We start from the raw sequence: 16539 nt of genomic DNA on the forward strand, positions 1-16539 counted from the left end.
GCTGTGGCTTTTCTGCCGCAAGTTTTACGGCGGCGTGGAGGTTTTTGGGCAAGCAGGCGCCGGACTGTCGATTCCGCGCCACAGTTCGGCCATGGCACCGCCACAAATGCAAATGCTCCGTTAATGTGGTTGTCATCGTGAACTTGTCAGAATCGCGCTAAGGGCTGTCATTCTGTCGCAGGTTCTCTGGAGTTGTTCATGTTTTCGGTGTTTGTTCCCTCCGACTCCGCCCTGAAGAAGGTTGTCGTTGAGGATCTCGCTGCGCTGCCCGAAAACGCGGTCTGGATCGATCTCGTCAATCCGACCGCGGCCGAGGACAAGGCGGTGGAGCGGCTCGCGGGCATCGCCATCCCGACCCGGGAAGACATGCAGGAGATCGAGATCTCCAGCCGGCTCTATATCGAGAACAGCGCGCGCTACATGACCGCGACGCTGATGTGCCACTCCGATACCGACATGCCCCGGACCACGGCGGTGACCTTCATCCTCGGCGACCACCGACTGGTGACGGTCCGCTACGACCTGCCGAAGCCGTTCGCCCTGGTCGAGGCCAAGCTCGCCCGCTCGTGCACGCCCTCCATCACCGGCGAGATGGTGCTGATGGAACTGCTGGACGCCGTGATCGACCGCTGCGCCGACATCCTGGAGCGATGCGGCGCCGAAATCGATCAGGTCAGCCACGACATCTTCGAGCCCGATAGCGAGCGCCACGGTCACGCCAAGCAGTATTCCCGGATCCTGATCTCGATCGGCCGCAAGGGCGATCTGACCTCGAAGGTTCGCGAGAGCCTGGTGTCGATCGGCCGGGTCGTGACGTTCCTGTCCGCGGTGGTCGAGGGCGTGAAATGGTCCAAGGACATGCGCGAGCAGCTCAAGACCATGCAGCGCGACGTTGCCTCACTGACCGACCATGCTTCCTATCTCTCCAGCAAGATCACCTTCGTGCTCGACGCCATGCTCGGCGTCGTCAATCTCGAGCAGAATAACATCATCAAGCTGTTCTCGGTGATGGCCGTCGTCCTGATGCCGCCGACCTTGATCGCCTCGATCTACGGCATGAACTTCAAGGTAATGCCCGAGCTCGAATGGGTGCACGGCTATCCGATGGCGCTGGTGATGATGCTGATCGCCGCGATCGTTCCGTACTGGATCTTCAAGTTCAAGAAGTGGCTGTAACACTACCGAGACCTTACAGCGTTCGCACAGACATCACGGTTGGTGTCGCAGAATAGAGCGGGATTGCGGCCGCGCGGTGATGCCTGCCTGCCGCCCCAATTCCTCCGGTAAAATTTGAGCGGTGGGCTGAACGTTTGCGCGAAACTTGTCTGCGATAAGCAGTGCGTAGCCGCGAGGAACAACCATGGTTGAAAAACACATAACGTCGCCCCGCAACGTCATCGACCTGGCGATCTATCGCCAGGTCCTGGCGAGCGGCAAGGCGTCGTCGATGTCGGCGCGCATGTGCCGGCACTGTGGTGCTCCGCTGCTCGACGGTGAGAACGACGACGATTGCTCGACCGCATTCGGCTCGGCCGCTCCGCGGCCGCGCGACAGGTCGCGTCGGATTCGAATCGATTGAGGAACGGAAGGCGAGGGCGATCCAGATCTTGCGGCGGCGTTGTCTGGATCGCCTTGCTTCCCTGAGCGTTGTTTCCAATTCAGTCGTTGCGAGGAGCTCGCGACAAGATTGCAGGGCAATCTTGCGCATGCGCGGCGAAGCAATGACGGTGGCGCCTACACGTGCTGGCCGCCGTTGATGTGGATCTCGGCGCCGTTGACGTAAGAACTGGTGTCCGTGCACAGCACGTAGATGATCTTGGCGACCTCGTCGGGCGTGCCGAGGCGGTGCATCGGGATCTGCTGCTCGACGATCTTCTCGGTTCCCGGCGACAGGATCGAGGTGTCGATCTCGCCCGGCGCGATCGCGTTGACGCGCACGCCGATGCGGCCGAAATCGGAGGCCATCTCGCGCGTCAGCGACGCGAGTGCGGCCTTCGAGGTGGCGTAGGCGGCGCCCGCGAACGGGTGCACGCGCGAGCCCGCGATCGAGGTGACGTTCACGACCGAGCCCTTGGCGGCCTTCAATTCCTCGATCAGCCCGCGCGCCATCATGATCGGCGCGAAGAAGTTGACATGGAAGACGTGCGTCCAGGTGTCGAGATCGGTATCGACCGAACCGAGCCGCGAGCCGCCCGGCCCCTTCGGCGAGATCGCGGCGTTGTTGACCAGCGCGTGCAGCGTGCCGCCCTCCAGCCGGTTGCGGATCTCGCTGATCGCGCGCGCGGTGTCCTCGGGATCGCCGAGATCGACCTGGATGTGGTCCTCGGGACCCGCATCCCACGGGCAGTCCTCCGGGAAGGGATGCCGCGAGCAGGTGATGACGCGCCAGCCCGCGGAGGAGAAGCGGATCACGGTGGCGTGGCCGATGCCGCGGCTGGCTCCGGTCAGGAGCAGCGTACGGCGCGGCGCATTGGACGAATGCGGCATGGACATCTTTCAGGTCGGCCCAAAGCTCGAGACAGGTTCAAGATGGGCTCAAGGATACATCCGCGTCTTGGACCACTTCTGGCCGGCCGCGTCACGGCGAAATTCGATGCGGTCGTGCAGACGGAACGGGCGGTCGTGCCAGAACTCGATCCGCAACGGCGCGATGCGCCATCCGCTCCAGCCCGGCGGCCGCGGCACTTCGCCGATGACGTATCTGGCCGCGACTTTCGCGATGGCTTGCTCGAACGCGAAGCGGCTCTCCAACTCCTGCGACTGCTTGCTCGCCCAGGCGCCGATCTGCGCCTGCTTGGGGCGGGTGGCGAAATAGGCGTCGGCCTCGGCCTCCGTCACCGGCGTCACGGTGCCGCGGATGCGGACCTGACGACGCAGCGACTTCCAGTGAAAAAGTAACGCCGCCTTAGGATTTGCGGCGAGCTCGCGGCCCTTCTGGCTGGCGATGTGGCTGTAGAAGACGAAGCCCTCGGTATCGAAGCCCTTCATCAGCACCATGCGCACGTCAGGCAAGCCGTCGGGATCGACGGTTGCGAGCGCCATGGCGTTCGGATCGTTCGGCTCGCTCTTGATCGCCTCGTTCAACCAGGCCTCGAACAGTGCAAATGGCTCGTCGGCGGCGGTGAAATCACCGGATGTTAAGGGTGTCTGGTGTTTCATCGAGGTCGTGTCGCTCATATCTGGAGTCCGAGTTGCGTCCTGCGGCCCAAAACGCGTTGTTGTCCGCTACCGCCCTATATAGGGCATGGGGACGCGTTGGCCTATCGGCGATCCGGCCGTCCGGCTTCGTCATGACGCTCATTCTCATCGGACTCGGGACCGGGGGATGCAGCTTTTCCCGCAACGACCAGAGTGCCTACGCCAAGGCCGATGACGGCGATCTCACCGGCTCGATCGCGCGGCCGGCGAAGGACGCCCCGCCGACCGAGACCGATCTCGCCTTCGCCCGCAACGCCGCGACCGACGTCCTCAGCAAGGGCGACAAGGATTCCAGCCAGCATTGGGAGAATCCCGAGACCGGGGCGCGCGGCTCGGTGACGCCGATCGCGCAGTCCTATGCCGCCGAGGACGGCCGCAAGTGCCGCGATTTCCTGGCGAGCTACGTCAACGGCAACACGGAAAGCTGGCTCCAGGGCGCCGGCTGCCAAAGCAGCCGTGGCCGTTGGGAGATTCATACGCTAAAGCCGTGGCGGAGCTAGGATTCGGCCGACGACCCTAGTTGCAAAAATGCCACTCCACCCCCACATGGATCGCAGGTGGGGCGGGGAGCCCTTTGAACAATTCGATTTCTTGAAGGAGACGTGACGATGCGCGACCCCTATGAGGTCTTGGGGGTGCCGCGGAGCGCCAGCGCTGCCGCGATCAAGAGCGCCTATCGCAAGCTTGCCAAGAAGCATCATCCCGACAGCAACAAGGACGACCCGAAGGCCGCTGAGCGCTTCTCCGAGATCAACTCGGCGAATGAGATCATTGGCGACGAGGACAAGCGCAAGCAGTTCGACCGCGGCGAGATCGACGCCGAGGGCAAGCCGCGCTTCCAGGGGTTTCCGGGCGGCGGCGGGCCGCGCGGCCGTGCCGGTCCCGGTGGGTTCGAAAGCTATACGTTCCGCTCCGGCGGCGGCCCCGGCCAGGGCGGCGGCGCATTCGAGGATATCCTCAACAGCATGTTCGGCGGCGGGATGCGCGGAGCGCGGCCCGGAGCCGGCGGCGGCGCCCAGTTCGAATTCGACACCGGCGGGATCGGGCTCGATCTCGACGTCAATGTTGCGATGTCCGTCTCGCTCGAAGAGGCGGTCAAGGGCGGCGAGAAGCGCGTCCGGCTGCCGACGGGCAAGGAGCTCAACGTCAAGATTCCGGCTGGCGTCACCGAGGGCCAGCAGATCCGGCTGCGGGGGCAGGGCGACTCCGCGCAGGGCCATCCGCCCGGCGACCTCCTGATCACCATCAGCATCGCCCCCCACCCCTTCTTCAAGGTCGAGGGCGCCGATTTGCGGATCGATCTGCCGGTGACGCTCTACGAGGCCGTGCTCGGCGGCAAAGTCCGCGTTCCCACCCTCGGCAATGCCGTGGAGCTGTCGGTCCCGAAAAACACCTCCAGCGGCCGAACCTTCCGCCTCAAGGGCAAGGGGCTGCCGAAATCTGGCGGAACCGGGGATCTCTTCGTCATCATCAGGATTATGCTACCAGACGGGAACGACGCCGAGCTTGAAGCATTGATGGAGAAATGGCGGGACCAACACCCCTACAATCCACGTAGCGGGCTTGGCTAGACGATCGAACTGAAGGGGTTCTCCGAAAGGCCTAGGGCATCGTCCTGGAGATGATGCTCATCATATGCCTGAGGCGTGGTAGCGCCTCGTGAACTCGACGTGTCGGCTGTCCGGCGGGGCAGCCGATAAAATAAAAAGGTGCGGCCTCGAGAGGGGGACCAGCGCGGTACCAAAAACCCCAATCGAGGCCGCCCGCGTCGATCGGCGGATCGAACGCTGCTCATTTTCGCGTGATCATCCGGTGCGATAATGAGACGCGCCGATGTCTTGATTCCAAATTTTCAATGACGGAATCTGGGCACCGCGCTCGAGCGGTCGTTCAGGTGCCGTTTTTCTCGGCCTGATCATAGACAGCCTGCGCCACCTTGGTCAGCCGGTCGCGATCGCCGCCGCCGCTGACGACGTAGCCGACGCCCCGCTCGGCCCAGAACAGCGCCCCGTCCTTGTCCGTCTTGGCATAGCGCATTTGCGTCGCACCATTCTCGGTCTTGGCCGTATAGATCGTGTAGCGCTCACCCGAGGCGCCCTCATACATCAGGAACGATGCGGGACCGTTCGGCCCCGGCAAGAGCCGGCCGCCGACCAGCTTCAGCCCGCTGGCCTCCAGGTTCGGCGCAAACACCGTCCAGCCGCAGCGCCGGGTCAGCCAGGCCTGGAGGTGGTCGCGCTCATTGCCGCCGACCTCGACGGGATGGCGGACCTCGACGACATAGAGGCGGTGCGCGTCGAGCGCGTCCGCGGTAAAGCTCTGGAATGTCGAGGGCGCGCTGGCGGCGCCATGCGCGACCCAGCCGGCGGTGCCGCCGGCGACGAAAGCAACCAGCACGGCCGCGGCGGCGCCATAGAGCCATTGCCGCGGACGGCGCTCCAGCCGCTCGAGCTCCAGCCGCGCCGGCACCGGCTCCTGGGCGACGGCGTCGTAGCGGGCGTGCAGCATCTCTGCCATGGCTCGCCAGGACTGCACGCGTTCGGCCTCTTCGGGATGGGCGGCAAGCCAGGCCTCGACGTCGGCGCGGCGCTCGACCGGCAGCTCGCCGTCGACATAGGCGTGCAGTTCGTCCTCGGTCACTGGGATCTTGCGGTCGTTCATATCAATCGTCTCTGGCTCTGTGGCCCACAATGTCGTTCAGAACTCAATTTCGCTCGCGGCCTTGGCACGCTGCAGGCAACGGATCCGCGATGCATCAACCCTGCCATCATTTCACCCGCCTGAGCGCCGGGCGCTCGCCCTCCAGCGATGCCTTGACGTGGGCGCGGGCACGAGCGAGGCGCGACATCACGGTGCCGATCGGCACGCCCTGGATGTCGGCGACCTGGCGGTAGCTCATGCCTTCCAGCATCACCAGGAGCAGCACCGAACGTTGCTCCTCGACGAGCGTGGCGAGCGCCCTCTCGATGTCGCGCCCTTCGGCTTCGGTGCCGCTGGCGTCCGGGTTGTTCTCCGTCAGCTGCATGAACTGCGGCCGTCTCGCCAGCGAGCGCCGCCGGTTCTTGTTGAGGTTGGTCAGGATCGTGTAGAGCCAGCTCCTGACGTCGCCTCCGAGAAACAATCGCTCCGAGCGCAGCGCCCGCACCAGCGTGTCCTGCACCAGATCATCGGCCGCGTCCGCATCGCGCGTCAGCGCGCGGGCGTAGCGGCGCAACGCCGGGATCATGGCTTCCACACTCTGGCGAAACGCACTCATTGCGGTCTAGACGTCCTGATCTCAGGCGCGAGCGCCTATAGCGATCATAACACCCGAATGGAACGGCTATTCCGGTGCTCGAAACAGCGTTAACGCAGTGTATTAGGGCTGTACCGCAGGGGAGGGCTGGTGTACCTCCAAACCTTACGAGTTCGACGGGACGTTCAAAAATGGCGCAGAATTCAGGTCTGATGCAGGGCAAGCGCGGGGTCATCCTCGGTCTTGCCAACAACCGCTCGATCGCCTGGGGCATCGCCAAGGCATGCCACGCCGCGGGCGCCGAGCTCGCCTTCACCTATCAAGGCGATGCGCTGAAGAAGCGCGTCGAGCCGCTCGCCGCCGAGATCGGCGGTCTCGTGCTCGGCCATTGCGACGTCACCGATGCCGCGACCATCGATGCCGCCTTCGCGGTGCTGAAGGAGAAGTGGGGCAAGATCGACTTCCTGGTGCATGCGATCGCCTATGGCGAGCAACTCGACGGCCGCTACGTCGACACCACGCCGGAGAATTTCTCCAAGTCGATGCTGATCTCCTGTTACTCGTTCACGGCGGTGGCGCAGCGCGCCGAGAAGCTGATGACCGACGGCGGCTCGCTCATCACCCTCAGCTACTACGGCGCCGAGAAGTGGATGCCGCACTACAACGTGATGGGCGTGGCGAAAGCGGCGCTGGAGGCCAGCGTGCGCTATCTCGCCGCCGATCTCGGCGAGAAGAACATCCGCGTCAACGCGATCTCGGCAGGCCCGATCAAGACGCTCGCGGCCTCCGGCATCGGCGACTTCCGCTACATTCTGAAGTGGAACGAGTACAACGCGCCGATGCGGCGCAACGTCTCGACCGAGGACGTCGGCGGCAGCGCGCTGTATTTGCTCTCCGAGCTCTCGCGCGGCGTCACCGGCGAGGTGCATCACGTCGATTCCGGCTATCACGTGCTGGGCATGAAGCGGCCCGATGCGCCGGATATCTCGTTCGGCGGGTAGAGCATGATCCGGAAAGGTGGAAACCGGTTTTCCGACAAGATCATGCCCAAACAAGACGACTAGCCTTAGACCTGGAATGGCCGTGCCCACGATCTATTATCTTCGCCACGGCGAGACCGAGTGGAATGCGCTCGGCAGGCTTCAAGGCACCAAGGACGTTCCGCTGAACGCGCGCGGGCGCGGTCAGGCGGTTGAGGCCGGCAGCATTCTCGCCGACCTGTTCAGGCGCGAGGGGCGTGATAAGGCGTCATTGCCTTACGTGTCGAGCCCGCTTGGCCGTGCGCGCCAGACCATGGAGCTCGCGCGCGGCAAGCTCGAACTGCCGGTCGGCGAATACGCGCTCGATGATCGGTTGCGAGAGATCGGCTACGGCACGTGGGAAGGGCTGACACTGGCCGAGAGCGAGGCGGCTGATCCCGACATTTACGCCAGGCGTCTCGCCGACAAATGGACGGTAGGCCCCGCGGGCGGGGAGACCTATGCCGATGTCCAGGTCCGCGTCCGCGCCTGGTACGACCAGCTGCGAGCCGACACCGTCGCCGTCGCCCATGGCGGGACCTGCCGGGCCCTGATGGTTTCGCTCGGCCTGGAAACCCCGGCCAGCGCCGCCGAGCTCTATATCCAGCAGGGCGCCGTCTACGTGTTCCGCGAGGGGCGGCTGGAGAAGTTCAGTTAGGCTCGGTTTCGTCATTCCGGGGCGGTGCGCGGCACCGAGCCCGGAATCTCGAGATTCCGGGTTCGCCCTTCGGGCGCCCCGGAATGACCGAGTGTGTTTGACCCCGGTGTTCCCCCGCGTTACCACCACAAGTCAGAACTGACTTACGAGCTAGAGACGGATGTCCTTCAACACCTTCGGCCATATGTTCCGCGTCACCACCTTCGGCGAGAGCCACGGGGTGGCGATCGGCTGCGTGGTCGACGGCTGCCCGCCCATGATTCCGCTCACCGAGGCCGATATCCAGAAGGACCTCGACCGCCGCCGGCCCGGCCAGTCGCGCTTCACCACGCAGCGCCAGGAGCCGGACCAGGTCAAGATCCTGTCCGGCGTGATGGCGCATCCGGAGACCGGTGTGCAGGTGACGACGGGCACGCCGATCGGGCTCCTGATCGAGAACACCGACCAGCGCTCGAAGGACTATTCCGAGATCAAGGACAAGTTTCGCCCCGGTCACGCCGACTTCACCTATGAGGCCAAATACGGCCTGCGCGACTATCGCGGCGGCGGCCGCTCCTCCGCGCGCGAGACCGCGATGCGCGTCGCTGCCGGCGCGATCGCGCGAAAGGTGATACCGGACGTCAAGGTGCGCGGCGCGCTGGTGCAGATCGGCCCGCACAAGATCGACCGTGCGAAGTGGGAGTGGGACGAGATCGCCAGGAATCCGTTCTTCTGCCCGGACAAGGACAAGGCGGCGTTCTTCGAGACCTACCTCGACGGTATCCGCAAGAGCGGCTCTTCGATCGGCGCGGTGATCGAGATCGTCGCCGAAGGCGTGCCAGCCGGACTTGGCGCGCCGATCTACGCCAAGCTCGATTCCGATCTGGCGGGAGCGATGATGACCATCAACGCGGTGAAGGGCGTCGAGATCGGCGCCGGCTTCGGCGCCGCCGAGCTGACCGGCGAGGAGAACGCCGACGAGATGCGTACCGGCAATGACGGCACGCGCTTCCTGTCCAACCATGCCGGCGGCGTGCTGGGCGGGATCTCCACCGGACAGCCGGTGGTGGTGCGTTTCGCGGTGAAGCCGACCTCGTCGATCCTGCAGCCGCGCCTCACCGTCGACCGCAAGGGCGCTGATACCGAGATCTTCACCAAGGGCCGCCACGATCCCTGTGTCGGCATCCGCGCCGTCCCCGTCGGCGAAGCCATGATGGCCTGCGTGCTGGCCGACCATTTCCTGCGCGATCGTGGGCAGGTGGGACGCTAGTTGCTTCACCCCTCCCGTCGGGAGAGGTGAAGACCCGCGGGCGGGCGAGCGTTCATGTCGCGGTACCAGCCCACCGTGCGGCTTGACGATCCCGCAACTTCGTCCGCAAATGCGGGCATGCAAAATTCCGAGCTCCAGCGCATCACCAACTGGCTGATCGACGGCGCGAGGTCGTCGGAAACCCCGGCCGAGATGATCGCGGACGTCTGCGAGCATCTGGTCGAAGCCGGTCTGCCGCTCTGGCGGTTCGGCATCTTCATCCGCACGTTGCATCCTGAGATCTTCGGCCGCAACTTCATCTGGCGGCAAGGCGAGGAGGTCGAGATCGGCACCGTCGATTTCGACATCCTGGACACGCCGGAATTCGCCGCAAGCCCGCTCCGCATCGTGTTCGAGCAGGGGATCGAAGTCAGGGCGCGCATCGATCCCGGCAACGAACGCTTTCCCATCGTCAACGACATGCGGGCCGAAGGAGCGACCGACTACATCGCGGTGCCGATGCCGTTTCTCGACGGCTCGGTCCACGCCACGAGCTGGGTGACGCGGCATCCCGGTGGCTTCACCGACGACCACATCGCGGCGATCCGCTCCATCGTGACGCCGCTCGCGCGCATCAGCGAGATCATCAGCCTGCGCCGCACCGCCGAGATGCTGCTCGACACCTATGTCGGCAACCGCGCCGGCGCGCGCATCCTCGGCGGCCAGATCCGCCGCGGCCACAACGACACCATGCAGGCCGCGATCTGGCTCTCGGATCTGCGCGGCTTCACCGCGCTGTCGGACCGGCTGCCGCCCGAGACGGTGGTGCAGATCCTCAATCATTATTTCGACTGTCAGGTCAGCGCGATCCGCGGCCATGGCGGCGAGGTGCTGAAGTTCATGGGCGACGGCCTGCTCGCGGTGTTTCCGATCGACGAATATGTCGGCGACGCCGCGCATGTCTGCACGCGCGTTCTGGAGGCCGCGCGTGAATCCCGTGCCAGCGTCGAGGCACTGGCCTTTCCGGTCGGCGAAGCCATCGAGCGCTTCCGCTTCGGCGTCGCGCTGCATGTCGGCAACATCCTCTATGGCAATATCGGCGGCGGCAACCGCCTCGACTTCACCTGCATCGGACCCGCGGTCAACCTTGCCGCCAGGCTGGAGAAGATCACGGGGCGCTTGGGGCGGACCGTCGTGGCTTCGGAAGGCTTTGCCAATGCCTGCCGCCACGATTGGCGCGAGCTCGGCGAGTTTCCGATCGCGGGCTTGTCCAAGGCACAGCGGGTGTACGGGCTGGCGGAAGAGACGCCGGCGCTGGTTGGTTGAGCCGCTATTCCTCCGGCTCGGTCGTGAACAGCAGCGGATAGCCCTTGGCGCGGCCGGCGTCGGTGGCGCGCGTCGCCTTGGTCTCGGCGACGTCCTTGGTGAACACCGCGACGACGCAGGCCCCCAGCTTGTGCGCGGTGATCATCACCTTGTAGGCCTGATCCTCCGTCATGCGGAACTCGGCCTTCAGCACCATGGTGACGAATTCGCGCGGCGTATAGTCATCGTTGATCAGGATGACCTTGTGCAGCCGTGGCCGCTCGACCTTGGTCTTGGTCCTGGTTTTCGGCTTGGTGACGGTGTCGTTCATTCCGCCTCCTGGACACGGCGGGCTCGGTTCCTGCCGCGGCGATCAGCTCGCGGCCTTCTCACCATATTGCAGGACCTGCACCTTCTCCAAGGTGATCAGCCCGCTCGACATCATGCCGTCCAGGATGGGCAGGAATGCGTTGACGTTGTCCTCGCTGTCGACGATCTCGATCAGCAGCGGCAAATCTTCCGACAGCCGCAGGATCTTCGAGGTGTGCAGCCGACTCGACTTGCCGAAACCCATCGGCCCGCGCAGCACTGTGGCGCCGGCGAGGTGCAGCTCGCGCGCCTTGATCACAATCGCTTCATAGAGCGGCTTGCCTTCGAAATGGTCGCTCTCGCCGATGAAGATCCGGAGCGAAACTGCCTGATTGGGAATTTGCATGCTCAGCTCCTTGTCAAGCGGTTGTAGCGGTTCGCCATCATATGACCGATCCATACCGACACCAGCCAGCAGATCACGGATGCGGCGATGTAGGCGAGCGCGGTGTATTTCATTCCGCCGTGGAACAGGCGGAAGGTCTCCAGGCTGAAGGTCGAAAAAGTGGTGTAGCCCCCGCAGAACCCGGTCATGACGAATTGCCGGTGCTCGGGCCGCGCCAGCATGCGGCCGTCGGGGCCGGTCAGCGTCGCGTAGAAGCCGATGATCAGCGATCCCGTCGCGTTGATGAACAGCGTCGCGAAGGGAAAGCCCGGCCCGGTGTCGAGCGTAAGCCCGACGAGATAACGCGTCAGGCCGCCGACGATGCTGCCGGCGGCGACCCAGGCATAGAGCAGCGCAACGCGCCAGCGCTCGGCGGGAGAGTTCATCGGCCTCTAGCCTCCCAGACCGTCCGCAAGGACGAAGCCGCAGCTGACGGCGGTAAGGCACAGTCCGACCGAGAACAGGATATTGCCGAGCGCATGCATCGGCTCGCCGCTGCGCGCAAGCGTCAGCGTTTGCAGGCTGAAGGAGGACACCGTGGTGTAGCAGCCGAGAAAGCCGGTGACCGCGAACAGCCATGGGTTGGGCGATGCGAATACCGAACCAGGATGGGTTGCCAGCGCGCCAAAGATGCCGATCAGGAAGGCGCCGGTGACATTGATCGTCATGGTCCCCCAGGGAAAGGTTTCGCCGAGCCGACGCGCGATCACACCGGAGACGAAATAGCGCGCGCAGCCGCCGAGGGCGCTGCCGATCATGATCGCGATTGCCCCGCTCAGCACGATGAACGCTCCCCCGTCATCATTTGTCCTTCGTTGCGAGACCGTCGCCGACGGCCAGTAGCCCCAGCAGCGAAACCAGCGCGAAGCCGAGCCCCGCAAGGAACGTTCCTGCCGGACCATAGGCGTCCCACAGCGCGCCCGCGATCACGCTCGCGGCCAGCAAGGCGAGGCCGGTGAACAGGTTGAAATAGCCGAACGCGGTGCCGCGCAGGCTGGGCGGGGCAGCGTCGGCGACTAGGGCCGAGAGCAGGCCTTGTGTCAGTCCCATATGCAGCCCCCACAGCACGACGCCGAGCGCGAGGCCGGCAAGGCTTCCCAGCAGTGCGAGCGCGAGATCGGCACACGCGAGGAAGACGAGGCCCAGCGCGAGCAGGCCGGTGCGGTTGATCCGGTCCGAGAGCACGCCGGCCGGATAGGCCGACAGGGCGTAGACGATGTTCATCAGCACCAGCACCGCCGGCACCCACATCGCATTGAGCCCGATGTTCTGTGCGCGCAGGATCAGAAAGGCCTCGCTGAAGCGCGCGAGCGTGAAGACGACGCCGACGGCCACGACACGCCAATAGACCGCTCCGAGCTGCCGCATCGCGGCGACATTGAGCGGATTTTTGGCCGGCTCTCGGCTCGGATCCGGCTCCGGCTCGCGCACCGCAAACGCGATCAAGCCGAAGGACAGGAAGGCCGGCAGCACCGCCACCCAGAACACGGCGGCAAAATTGTCCACCGTCCACCACATCAGGCCGATCGCCACCAGCGGCCCGACGAAGGCGCCGAAGGTGTCGAGTGATTGCCGCAGGCCGAAGCTCGCTCCGCGCAGGCCGGCGGGGGCGATGTCGGCGATCAGCGCATCGCGCGGCGCGCCGCGAATGCCCTTGCCGACGCGATCGACGAAGCGCGCCGCCACCAGCCATCCGACGCTGGGTGCAAGCGGGAATAGCGGCTTGGTCGCGGCGGCGAGGCCGTAGCCGAGCGCGGCGAGCAGCTTGCGGCGGCCGAGCCAGTCCGACAGCGCGCCGGAAAAGATCTTGGTGATCGAGGCCGTCGCCTCGGCAATGCCCTCGATGAAGCCGACGGTCAGCGTCGAAGCGCCGAGCACGGTGACGAGATAGACGGGCAGCAGCGCGTGGATCATCTCGGAGGAGATGTCCATCAGCATCGAGACGAAGCCGAGCACCCAGATTCCCCTGGGCAACCCCGCACGCTCGGCATTCGGTGTCGTCGTCGTCACGTCCTCGCCTTCGTCGCCGGACAACAAAAAACCCGCCACCGGCGGGGTTGTCCATGCTCCCGCCGAAGGCAGAGGCTCAATGAATGCCCCTCCTCAAGCAGGAGTCATTAGCCCACCACGGTCATCGACCGCCGGGCGGTTATCGGGGGACTCCATCCCCATCTGTACGGCCAACCTAGCATGGAAATCGCGCTGGACAAGTGGCGGGGGGGTTCTGTGCCGTGCCCTTCATTCCCGCGTCGCGCATCGTGTGCCCGCTGGGTGCGAGCGAGCGGGCCCGTTCCGGCGGCGCGAGCGTGGCAACATGGCGGCAGCTTTGCGCAACGCGCGTGCACGTCTAACCCACAGATTCCTAACCTGAATGTGAAGTGCAGGCGATCTTCGCGCTTTGCGGCAGGGCGATTGCATGTCACCATCGCATCATACGACGGGAGGCTGCGATGCGCTTGCTGTTCTCGATCGGGGCTGTGCTGGTGGCCGGCATGTTTGCCGGAGGGGATGTCGCGGGCGTCGCGGCACCAGGGCCTAAATTTGAGCCACCCAGGACTCAGCCGCAGCGGCTGGCGGCCGACAGAGACGCGCAGACGGTCGACGTCGAACTGATCCTCGCGGTCGACGTGTCCTATTCCATGGATATGGACGAGCTCGCGATCCAGCGCGAGGGCTACGCGCAGGCGATCCAGTCCAAGGAGTTCCTCCAAGCGCTGAAGCTCGGTCCGAACGGCCGGATCGCGGTGACCTATTTCGAGTGGGCCGCCTCGAGCGACCAGAAGATCATCATCCCCTGGCGGCTGGTCGATGGTCCTGAGACGGCGGATGCGGTCGCCGCCGAGATCATGAAGACGCCGATCCGGCGCGCCTCGCGCACCTCGATCTCCGGGGCGATCACCTTCGCAATGCCGCTGTTCGACGAGGATCCCTATCGGGGCCTGCGCCGCGTGATCGACATCTCCGGCGACGGCCCCAACAACAATGGCGGCCCGGTCACGGTGGCGCGCGATGCGGCGCTCGAGAAGGGCGTCGTTATCAACGGCCTGCCGATCATGGTCAAGGAGCCGTCCTATTCGACGATGGATATCGACAATCTCGATCTCTACTACGAGGATTGCGTCATTGGCGGTCCCGGCTCCTTCGTCATCACGATCAAGGACCGCGACAAGTTCAAGGAAGCGATCCGCACCAAGCTGCTGATGGAGGTCGCCGGCCGCACGCCGGAGCGCCCCGTGGTGCGAGTCGCCGACAAGGAGCCGCGCGTCAGTTGCCTGATCGGCGAAAAGATCTGGTCGGACCGCTGGGGCCGATAGGCCCCCCAAGGCTCGAGACCTTTCGCCTTGAGGCTTTTCGCCTTGAGACCTTTCGCCTCATCTCGTCCGGCGGTTGAATTTAACCGCTCGTTAACCGGCGCATGGCCCTAATCGGACGGTTTCTGTTTGTTTCCGCCCGGCATCCCGAGATTGCCGGCTGACGAACGAACGAGAGCGGGTTCATCGCACCCGTCCACCGAGCAATCCAATGGCGACCGTCACCTCGAGCACCAACCAGATTTCGCCCGCCAACGAGCGGCTGTATCACCAGAGTGCTCTGGTCGGCGACTGGAAGGGCAATTGGGTGGGCAACAACCAGCCCGTCGGCTTCAAGGTCGTGAACATCCGCGGTGCCCGGGCGCAGGTCGAGTACACCCACAACGGGCACACCGAGCGCGGCTTTGGCGAGGTTCAGGGCACGCTCATCACCTTTGGCGGGGTCACGGTCGGCACCAAGGACGGCAAGAACATGGTGATGCTGTTCTCCTTCGGGGGGGCCGGCAAGCAGACCGCGAATCTCGAGAAGCAGGCCCCGCCGGCTTCCGACAGCCGCCTGATGGGAAGCTGGGGCGGCTATTCCAGCGCGAACGGCAAGAGCGCGAGCTTCAAGGTGCTGTCCGTCAATGGCAAGGAAGCCCAGGTCAGCGTCACCACCGACGGCGTCACCCGTCAGGGAACCGGCTACGTCTACAAGAACGTCATCATGTTCGGCCAGGCGCAGATCGCAACCGATGACGGGCAGAACGGCAAGGTTATCTACCAGGTCGGCACCAAATCCTTCATGGTGCCGGTTACGAAATCCCCGCCGGCCGATTCATCGTCCTCGGTCGACAAGACGGCCTGAGCGCGCCGTCCTCCGGCGAAAAACCCTTCGCCCCTACATCGTCAGATGTCACCGCATTCTCGATGCTTTCATTGACACAGCACCTTCAGCTGACGGTCGATCTTGCGCACGTCGTCACAGGCGGCCGCGAAGGCGCCTTCGCCGATCATCCGCCAGACATCGTCAACCCGTTCCGCCAGGTGCGGGATCGTGAGCGGCAGGCGGGCCGCTTCGTGCAGCGCGCCTTTCTCGTTGATGAGATAGCGTTCGTTGAGCGCGAACAGCACCTGCGCGATGCAGCCGAGTGATCTGTAGAGAGATCCGGCGATGTGAGTGCGGTCATCGCGCGCAATGGCGAGCTCGGCGTTCTCGATGCCAAACAGGATCTCCCACTGGAAGCGCTGGATCAGGGCTTCGCGCAACGGGCGGGGATAGGGCAGGGCGATCGATTTCAGCCGCGCGACCAGGCCCTGCGGATCGTGCAGAGGCTGACAATAGGCGATCTCGCCCATCCAGATGGCCGAGCAGAAGCCGTGGGGGTGGCCGGCCTGGTAGGCCATGAGGACCGTCCCGTTCCGGCAGTCCGTCATGACGCGTTCGACCTCGTCAGTGCGACGGTACAGCAGGTCGACCTTTTTCCCCTCGACCGACAGCCAGGCGCCGCCGACGATCCACGGTCCCCATTCGCCAAACCTCGTCACGGTCGTGGCGCCTGGATCGTCGGCGATGTCCTTGACCACGGTCTGGAGCAGATCCGTATCGAGCGGGCGGGCCTCGGAGCAATACAGCCCGATGTCATAGTCCGATGCAGGATGTGCACTGCCGCGCGCACGTGAGCCGCCGAGCACGATCGCCTGAATGCCAGGAACCTCGGCGAGACTGGATGTCAGGTGGCTGAGCAGCGGATCGTGAGGCATGAGGTTTGGTTGTGGGGAGAGTCGTGACGTCGGCGCGGACGCTCGGCTGGCATTGGTCATGTCCGCGGAGTATAATCGGCAAAAATCC

20 protein-coding genes and 1 riboswitch are annotated in these 16539 nt (G+C 64.8%); of the genes, 10 read left to right on the forward strand and 10 right to left on the reverse strand.

What is annotated here, in order from left to right:
• Positions 1 to 198 precede the first annotated feature (198 nt).
• Both X268_RS07025 and X268_RS07030 read left to right on the forward strand, forming a co-directional pair.
• On the forward strand, positions 199 to 1176 hold the full coding sequence (locus X268_RS07025; protein ID WP_128924253.1) for a magnesium transporter CorA family protein: 978 nt from the start codon (positions 199 to 201) through the stop codon (positions 1174 to 1176).
• A gap of 184 nt (positions 1177 to 1360) precedes the next feature.
• Positions 1361 to 1579: a hypothetical protein gene (locus X268_RS07030; protein WP_128924254.1), complete on the forward strand. Its 219-nt coding sequence runs from the start codon at positions 1361 to 1363 to the stop codon at positions 1577 to 1579.
• 155 nt (positions 1580 to 1734) lie between these two features.
• Here X268_RS07030 and X268_RS07035 read toward each other — a convergent pair whose 3' ends face one another.
• Together X268_RS07035 and pdxH are read right to left on the reverse strand one after the other, a co-directional pair.
• The gene (locus tag X268_RS07035; protein ID WP_128924255.1) at positions 1735 to 2487 is read right to left on the reverse strand and encodes an SDR family NAD(P)-dependent oxidoreductase; all 753 of its coding nucleotides are present in this window, start codon (positions 2485 to 2487) and stop codon (positions 1735 to 1737) included.
• Between the two features lie 48 nt (positions 2488 to 2535).
• On the reverse strand, positions 2536 to 3177 hold the full coding sequence (pdxH, locus tag X268_RS07040) for a pyridoxamine 5'-phosphate oxidase (protein WP_128924256.1): 642 nt from the start codon (positions 3175 to 3177) through the stop codon (positions 2536 to 2538).
• 113 nt (positions 3178 to 3290) lie between these two features.
• Here pdxH and X268_RS07045 point away from each other — a divergent pair, with 113 nt between their 5' ends.
• Positions 3291 to 3698 carry an RT0821/Lpp0805 family surface protein gene (locus X268_RS07045; RefSeq protein ID WP_164937591.1) on the forward strand — a complete coding sequence of 136 codons (408 nt, stop codon included), beginning with the start codon at positions 3291 to 3293 and terminating at the stop codon, positions 3696 to 3698.
• Between the two features lie 108 nt (positions 3699 to 3806).
• Positions 3807 to 4769, forward strand: coding sequence for a DnaJ C-terminal domain-containing protein (locus X268_RS07050; RefSeq protein WP_128924258.1), 963 nt, complete (start codon positions 3807 to 3809; stop codon positions 4767 to 4769).
• A gap of 319 nt (positions 4770 to 5088) precedes the next feature.
• On the opposite strand, the gene X268_RS07055 is transcribed toward X268_RS07050, so the two are convergent.
• Complete coding sequence (locus tag X268_RS07055; RefSeq protein WP_128924259.1) at positions 5089 to 5859, reverse strand: anti-sigma factor family protein; 771 nt, start codon at positions 5857 to 5859, stop codon at positions 5089 to 5091.
• 106 nt (positions 5860 to 5965) lie between these two features.
• Positions 5966 to 6454, reverse strand: coding sequence for a sigma-70 family RNA polymerase sigma factor (locus X268_RS07060; protein ID WP_128924260.1), 489 nt, complete (start codon positions 6452 to 6454; stop codon positions 5966 to 5968).
• Between the two features lie 170 nt (positions 6455 to 6624).
• On the opposite strand from X268_RS07060, the gene fabI reads away from it, so the two are divergent.
• From fabI to X268_RS07080, 4 genes are all read left to right on the forward strand, one after another.
• Complete coding sequence (gene fabI / locus X268_RS07065) at positions 6625 to 7434, forward strand: enoyl-ACP reductase FabI (protein WP_128924261.1); 810 nt, start codon at positions 6625 to 6627, stop codon at positions 7432 to 7434.
• Positions 7435 to 7510: 76 nt separating this feature from the next.
• On the forward strand, positions 7511 to 8110 hold the full coding sequence (locus X268_RS07070; protein WP_128924262.1) for a histidine phosphatase family protein: 600 nt from the start codon (positions 7511 to 7513) through the stop codon (positions 8108 to 8110).
• Between the two features lie 160 nt (positions 8111 to 8270).
• The gene (gene aroC, locus X268_RS07075) at positions 8271 to 9359 is read left to right on the forward strand and encodes a chorismate synthase (protein WP_128924263.1); all 1089 of its coding nucleotides are present in this window, start codon (positions 8271 to 8273) and stop codon (positions 9357 to 9359) included.
• A 117-nt stretch (positions 9360 to 9476) separates the two neighbouring features.
• Entirely contained in the window at positions 9477 to 10664 is a 1188-nt protein-coding gene (locus X268_RS07080; protein WP_164938099.1) for an adenylate/guanylate cyclase domain-containing protein, read from the forward strand.
• A gap of 4 nt (positions 10665 to 10668) precedes the next feature.
• Here the strand turns inward: X268_RS07080 and clpS are convergent, their stop codons facing one another.
• From clpS to X268_RS07105, 5 genes are read right to left on the reverse strand one after another with little or no spacing between them, the layout of a single operon-like run.
• Positions 10669 to 10974 carry an ATP-dependent Clp protease adapter ClpS gene (gene clpS, locus X268_RS07085; RefSeq protein ID WP_061878702.1) on the reverse strand — a complete coding sequence of 102 codons (306 nt, stop codon included), beginning with the start codon at positions 10972 to 10974 and terminating at the stop codon, positions 10669 to 10671.
• A 42-nt stretch (positions 10975 to 11016) separates the two neighbouring features.
• Positions 11017 to 11358 carry a DUF190 domain-containing protein gene (locus X268_RS07090; RefSeq protein ID WP_128924265.1) on the reverse strand — a complete coding sequence of 114 codons (342 nt, stop codon included), beginning with the start codon at positions 11356 to 11358 and terminating at the stop codon, positions 11017 to 11019.
• A 2-nt stretch (positions 11359 to 11360) separates the two neighbouring features.
• The gene (gene crcB, locus X268_RS07095; RefSeq protein ID WP_128924266.1) at positions 11361 to 11783 is read right to left on the reverse strand and encodes a fluoride efflux transporter CrcB; all 423 of its coding nucleotides are present in this window, start codon (positions 11781 to 11783) and stop codon (positions 11361 to 11363) included.
• A gap of 6 nt (positions 11784 to 11789) precedes the next feature.
• Positions 11790 to 12179 carry a fluoride efflux transporter CrcB gene (gene crcB / locus X268_RS07100; protein WP_128924267.1) on the reverse strand — a complete coding sequence of 130 codons (390 nt, stop codon included), beginning with the start codon at positions 12177 to 12179 and terminating at the stop codon, positions 11790 to 11792.
• Positions 12180 to 12198: 19 nt separating this feature from the next.
• Positions 12199 to 13407: an MFS transporter gene (locus X268_RS07105; RefSeq protein WP_128929174.1), complete on the reverse strand. Its 1209-nt coding sequence runs from the start codon at positions 13405 to 13407 to the stop codon at positions 12199 to 12201.
• Between the two features lie 91 nt (positions 13408 to 13498).
• Positions 13499 to 13576, reverse strand: a riboswitch (Fluoride riboswitch).
• Positions 13577 to 13847: 271 nt separating this feature from the next.
• Between X268_RS07105 and X268_RS07110 the strand changes: the two genes are divergently transcribed.
• Both X268_RS07110 and X268_RS07115 read left to right on the forward strand, forming a co-directional pair.
• Positions 13848 to 14711 (forward strand): DUF1194 domain-containing protein, encoded by an 864-nt coding sequence (locus tag X268_RS07110; RefSeq protein WP_128924268.1) that lies wholly within the window; start codon positions 13848 to 13850, stop codon positions 14709 to 14711.
• 208 nt (positions 14712 to 14919) lie between these two features.
• Entirely contained in the window at positions 14920 to 15555 is a 636-nt protein-coding gene (locus X268_RS07115; RefSeq protein WP_164937592.1) for a hypothetical protein, read from the forward strand.
• A gap of 68 nt (positions 15556 to 15623) precedes the next feature.
• Here the strand turns inward: X268_RS07115 and X268_RS07120 are convergent, their stop codons facing one another.
• Entirely contained in the window at positions 15624 to 16511 is an 888-nt protein-coding gene (locus X268_RS07120; RefSeq protein WP_245477800.1) for a nucleotidyltransferase domain-containing protein, read from the reverse strand.
• Positions 16512 to 16539 lie beyond the last annotated feature (28 nt).

Origin of the sequence: Bradyrhizobium guangxiense, from assembly GCF_004114915.1 — a bacterium.
Taxonomy (GTDB): Bacteria; Pseudomonadota; Alphaproteobacteria; order Rhizobiales; family Xanthobacteraceae; genus Bradyrhizobium; species Bradyrhizobium guangxiense.

What these genes read in the sequence shown, in the direction of transcription:
- pdxH (WP_128924256.1), bottom strand. Translation starts at nt 3,177, where the DNA reads ATGAGCGACACGACCTCGATGAAACACCAGACACCCTTAACATCCGGT.
- X268_RS07055 (WP_128924259.1), bottom strand. Translation starts at nt 5,859, where the DNA reads ATGAACGACCGCAAGATCCCAGTGACCGAGGACGAACTGCACGCCTAT.
- aroC (WP_128924263.1), top strand. Translation starts at nt 8,271, where the DNA reads ATGTCCTTCAACACCTTCGGCCATATGTTCCGCGTCACCACCTTCGGC.
- X268_RS07030 (WP_128924254.1), top strand. Translation starts at nt 1,361, where the DNA reads ATGGTTGAAAAACACATAACGTCGCCCCGCAACGTCATCGACCTGGCG.
- X268_RS07120 (WP_245477800.1), bottom strand. Translation starts at nt 16,511, where the DNA reads ATGACCAATGCCAGCCGAGCGTCCGCGCCGACGTCACGACTCTCCCCA.
- X268_RS07070 (WP_128924262.1), top strand. Translation starts at nt 7,511, where the DNA reads ATGGCCGTGCCCACGATCTATTATCTTCGCCACGGCGAGACCGAGTGG.
- X268_RS07050 (WP_128924258.1), top strand. Translation starts at nt 3,807, where the DNA reads ATGCGCGACCCCTATGAGGTCTTGGGGGTGCCGCGGAGCGCCAGCGCT.
- clpS (WP_061878702.1), bottom strand. Translation starts at nt 10,974, where the DNA reads ATGAACGACACCGTCACCAAGCCGAAAACCAGGACCAAGACCAAGGTC.
- crcB (WP_128924266.1), bottom strand. Translation starts at nt 11,783, where the DNA reads ATGAACTCTCCCGCCGAGCGCTGGCGCGTTGCGCTGCTCTATGCCTGG.
- X268_RS07110 (WP_128924268.1), top strand. Translation starts at nt 13,848, where the DNA reads ATGCGCTTGCTGTTCTCGATCGGGGCTGTGCTGGTGGCCGGCATGTTT.
- X268_RS07115 (WP_164937592.1), top strand. Translation starts at nt 14,920, where the DNA reads ATGGCGACCGTCACCTCGAGCACCAACCAGATTTCGCCCGCCAACGAG.
- fabI (WP_128924261.1), top strand. Translation starts at nt 6,625, where the DNA reads ATGGCGCAGAATTCAGGTCTGATGCAGGGCAAGCGCGGGGTCATCCTC.
- X268_RS07025 (WP_128924253.1), top strand. Translation starts at nt 199, where the DNA reads ATGTTTTCGGTGTTTGTTCCCTCCGACTCCGCCCTGAAGAAGGTTGTC.
- X268_RS07035 (WP_128924255.1), bottom strand. Translation starts at nt 2,487, where the DNA reads ATGCCGCATTCGTCCAATGCGCCGCGCCGTACGCTGCTCCTGACCGGA.
- X268_RS07090 (WP_128924265.1), bottom strand. Translation starts at nt 11,358, where the DNA reads ATGCAAATTCCCAATCAGGCAGTTTCGCTCCGGATCTTCATCGGCGAG.
- X268_RS07080 (WP_164938099.1), top strand. Translation starts at nt 9,477, where the DNA reads ATGCAAAATTCCGAGCTCCAGCGCATCACCAACTGGCTGATCGACGGC.
- X268_RS07045 (WP_164937591.1), top strand. Translation starts at nt 3,291, where the DNA reads ATGACGCTCATTCTCATCGGACTCGGGACCGGGGGATGCAGCTTTTCC.
- X268_RS07060 (WP_128924260.1), bottom strand. Translation starts at nt 6,454, where the DNA reads ATGAGTGCGTTTCGCCAGAGTGTGGAAGCCATGATCCCGGCGTTGCGC.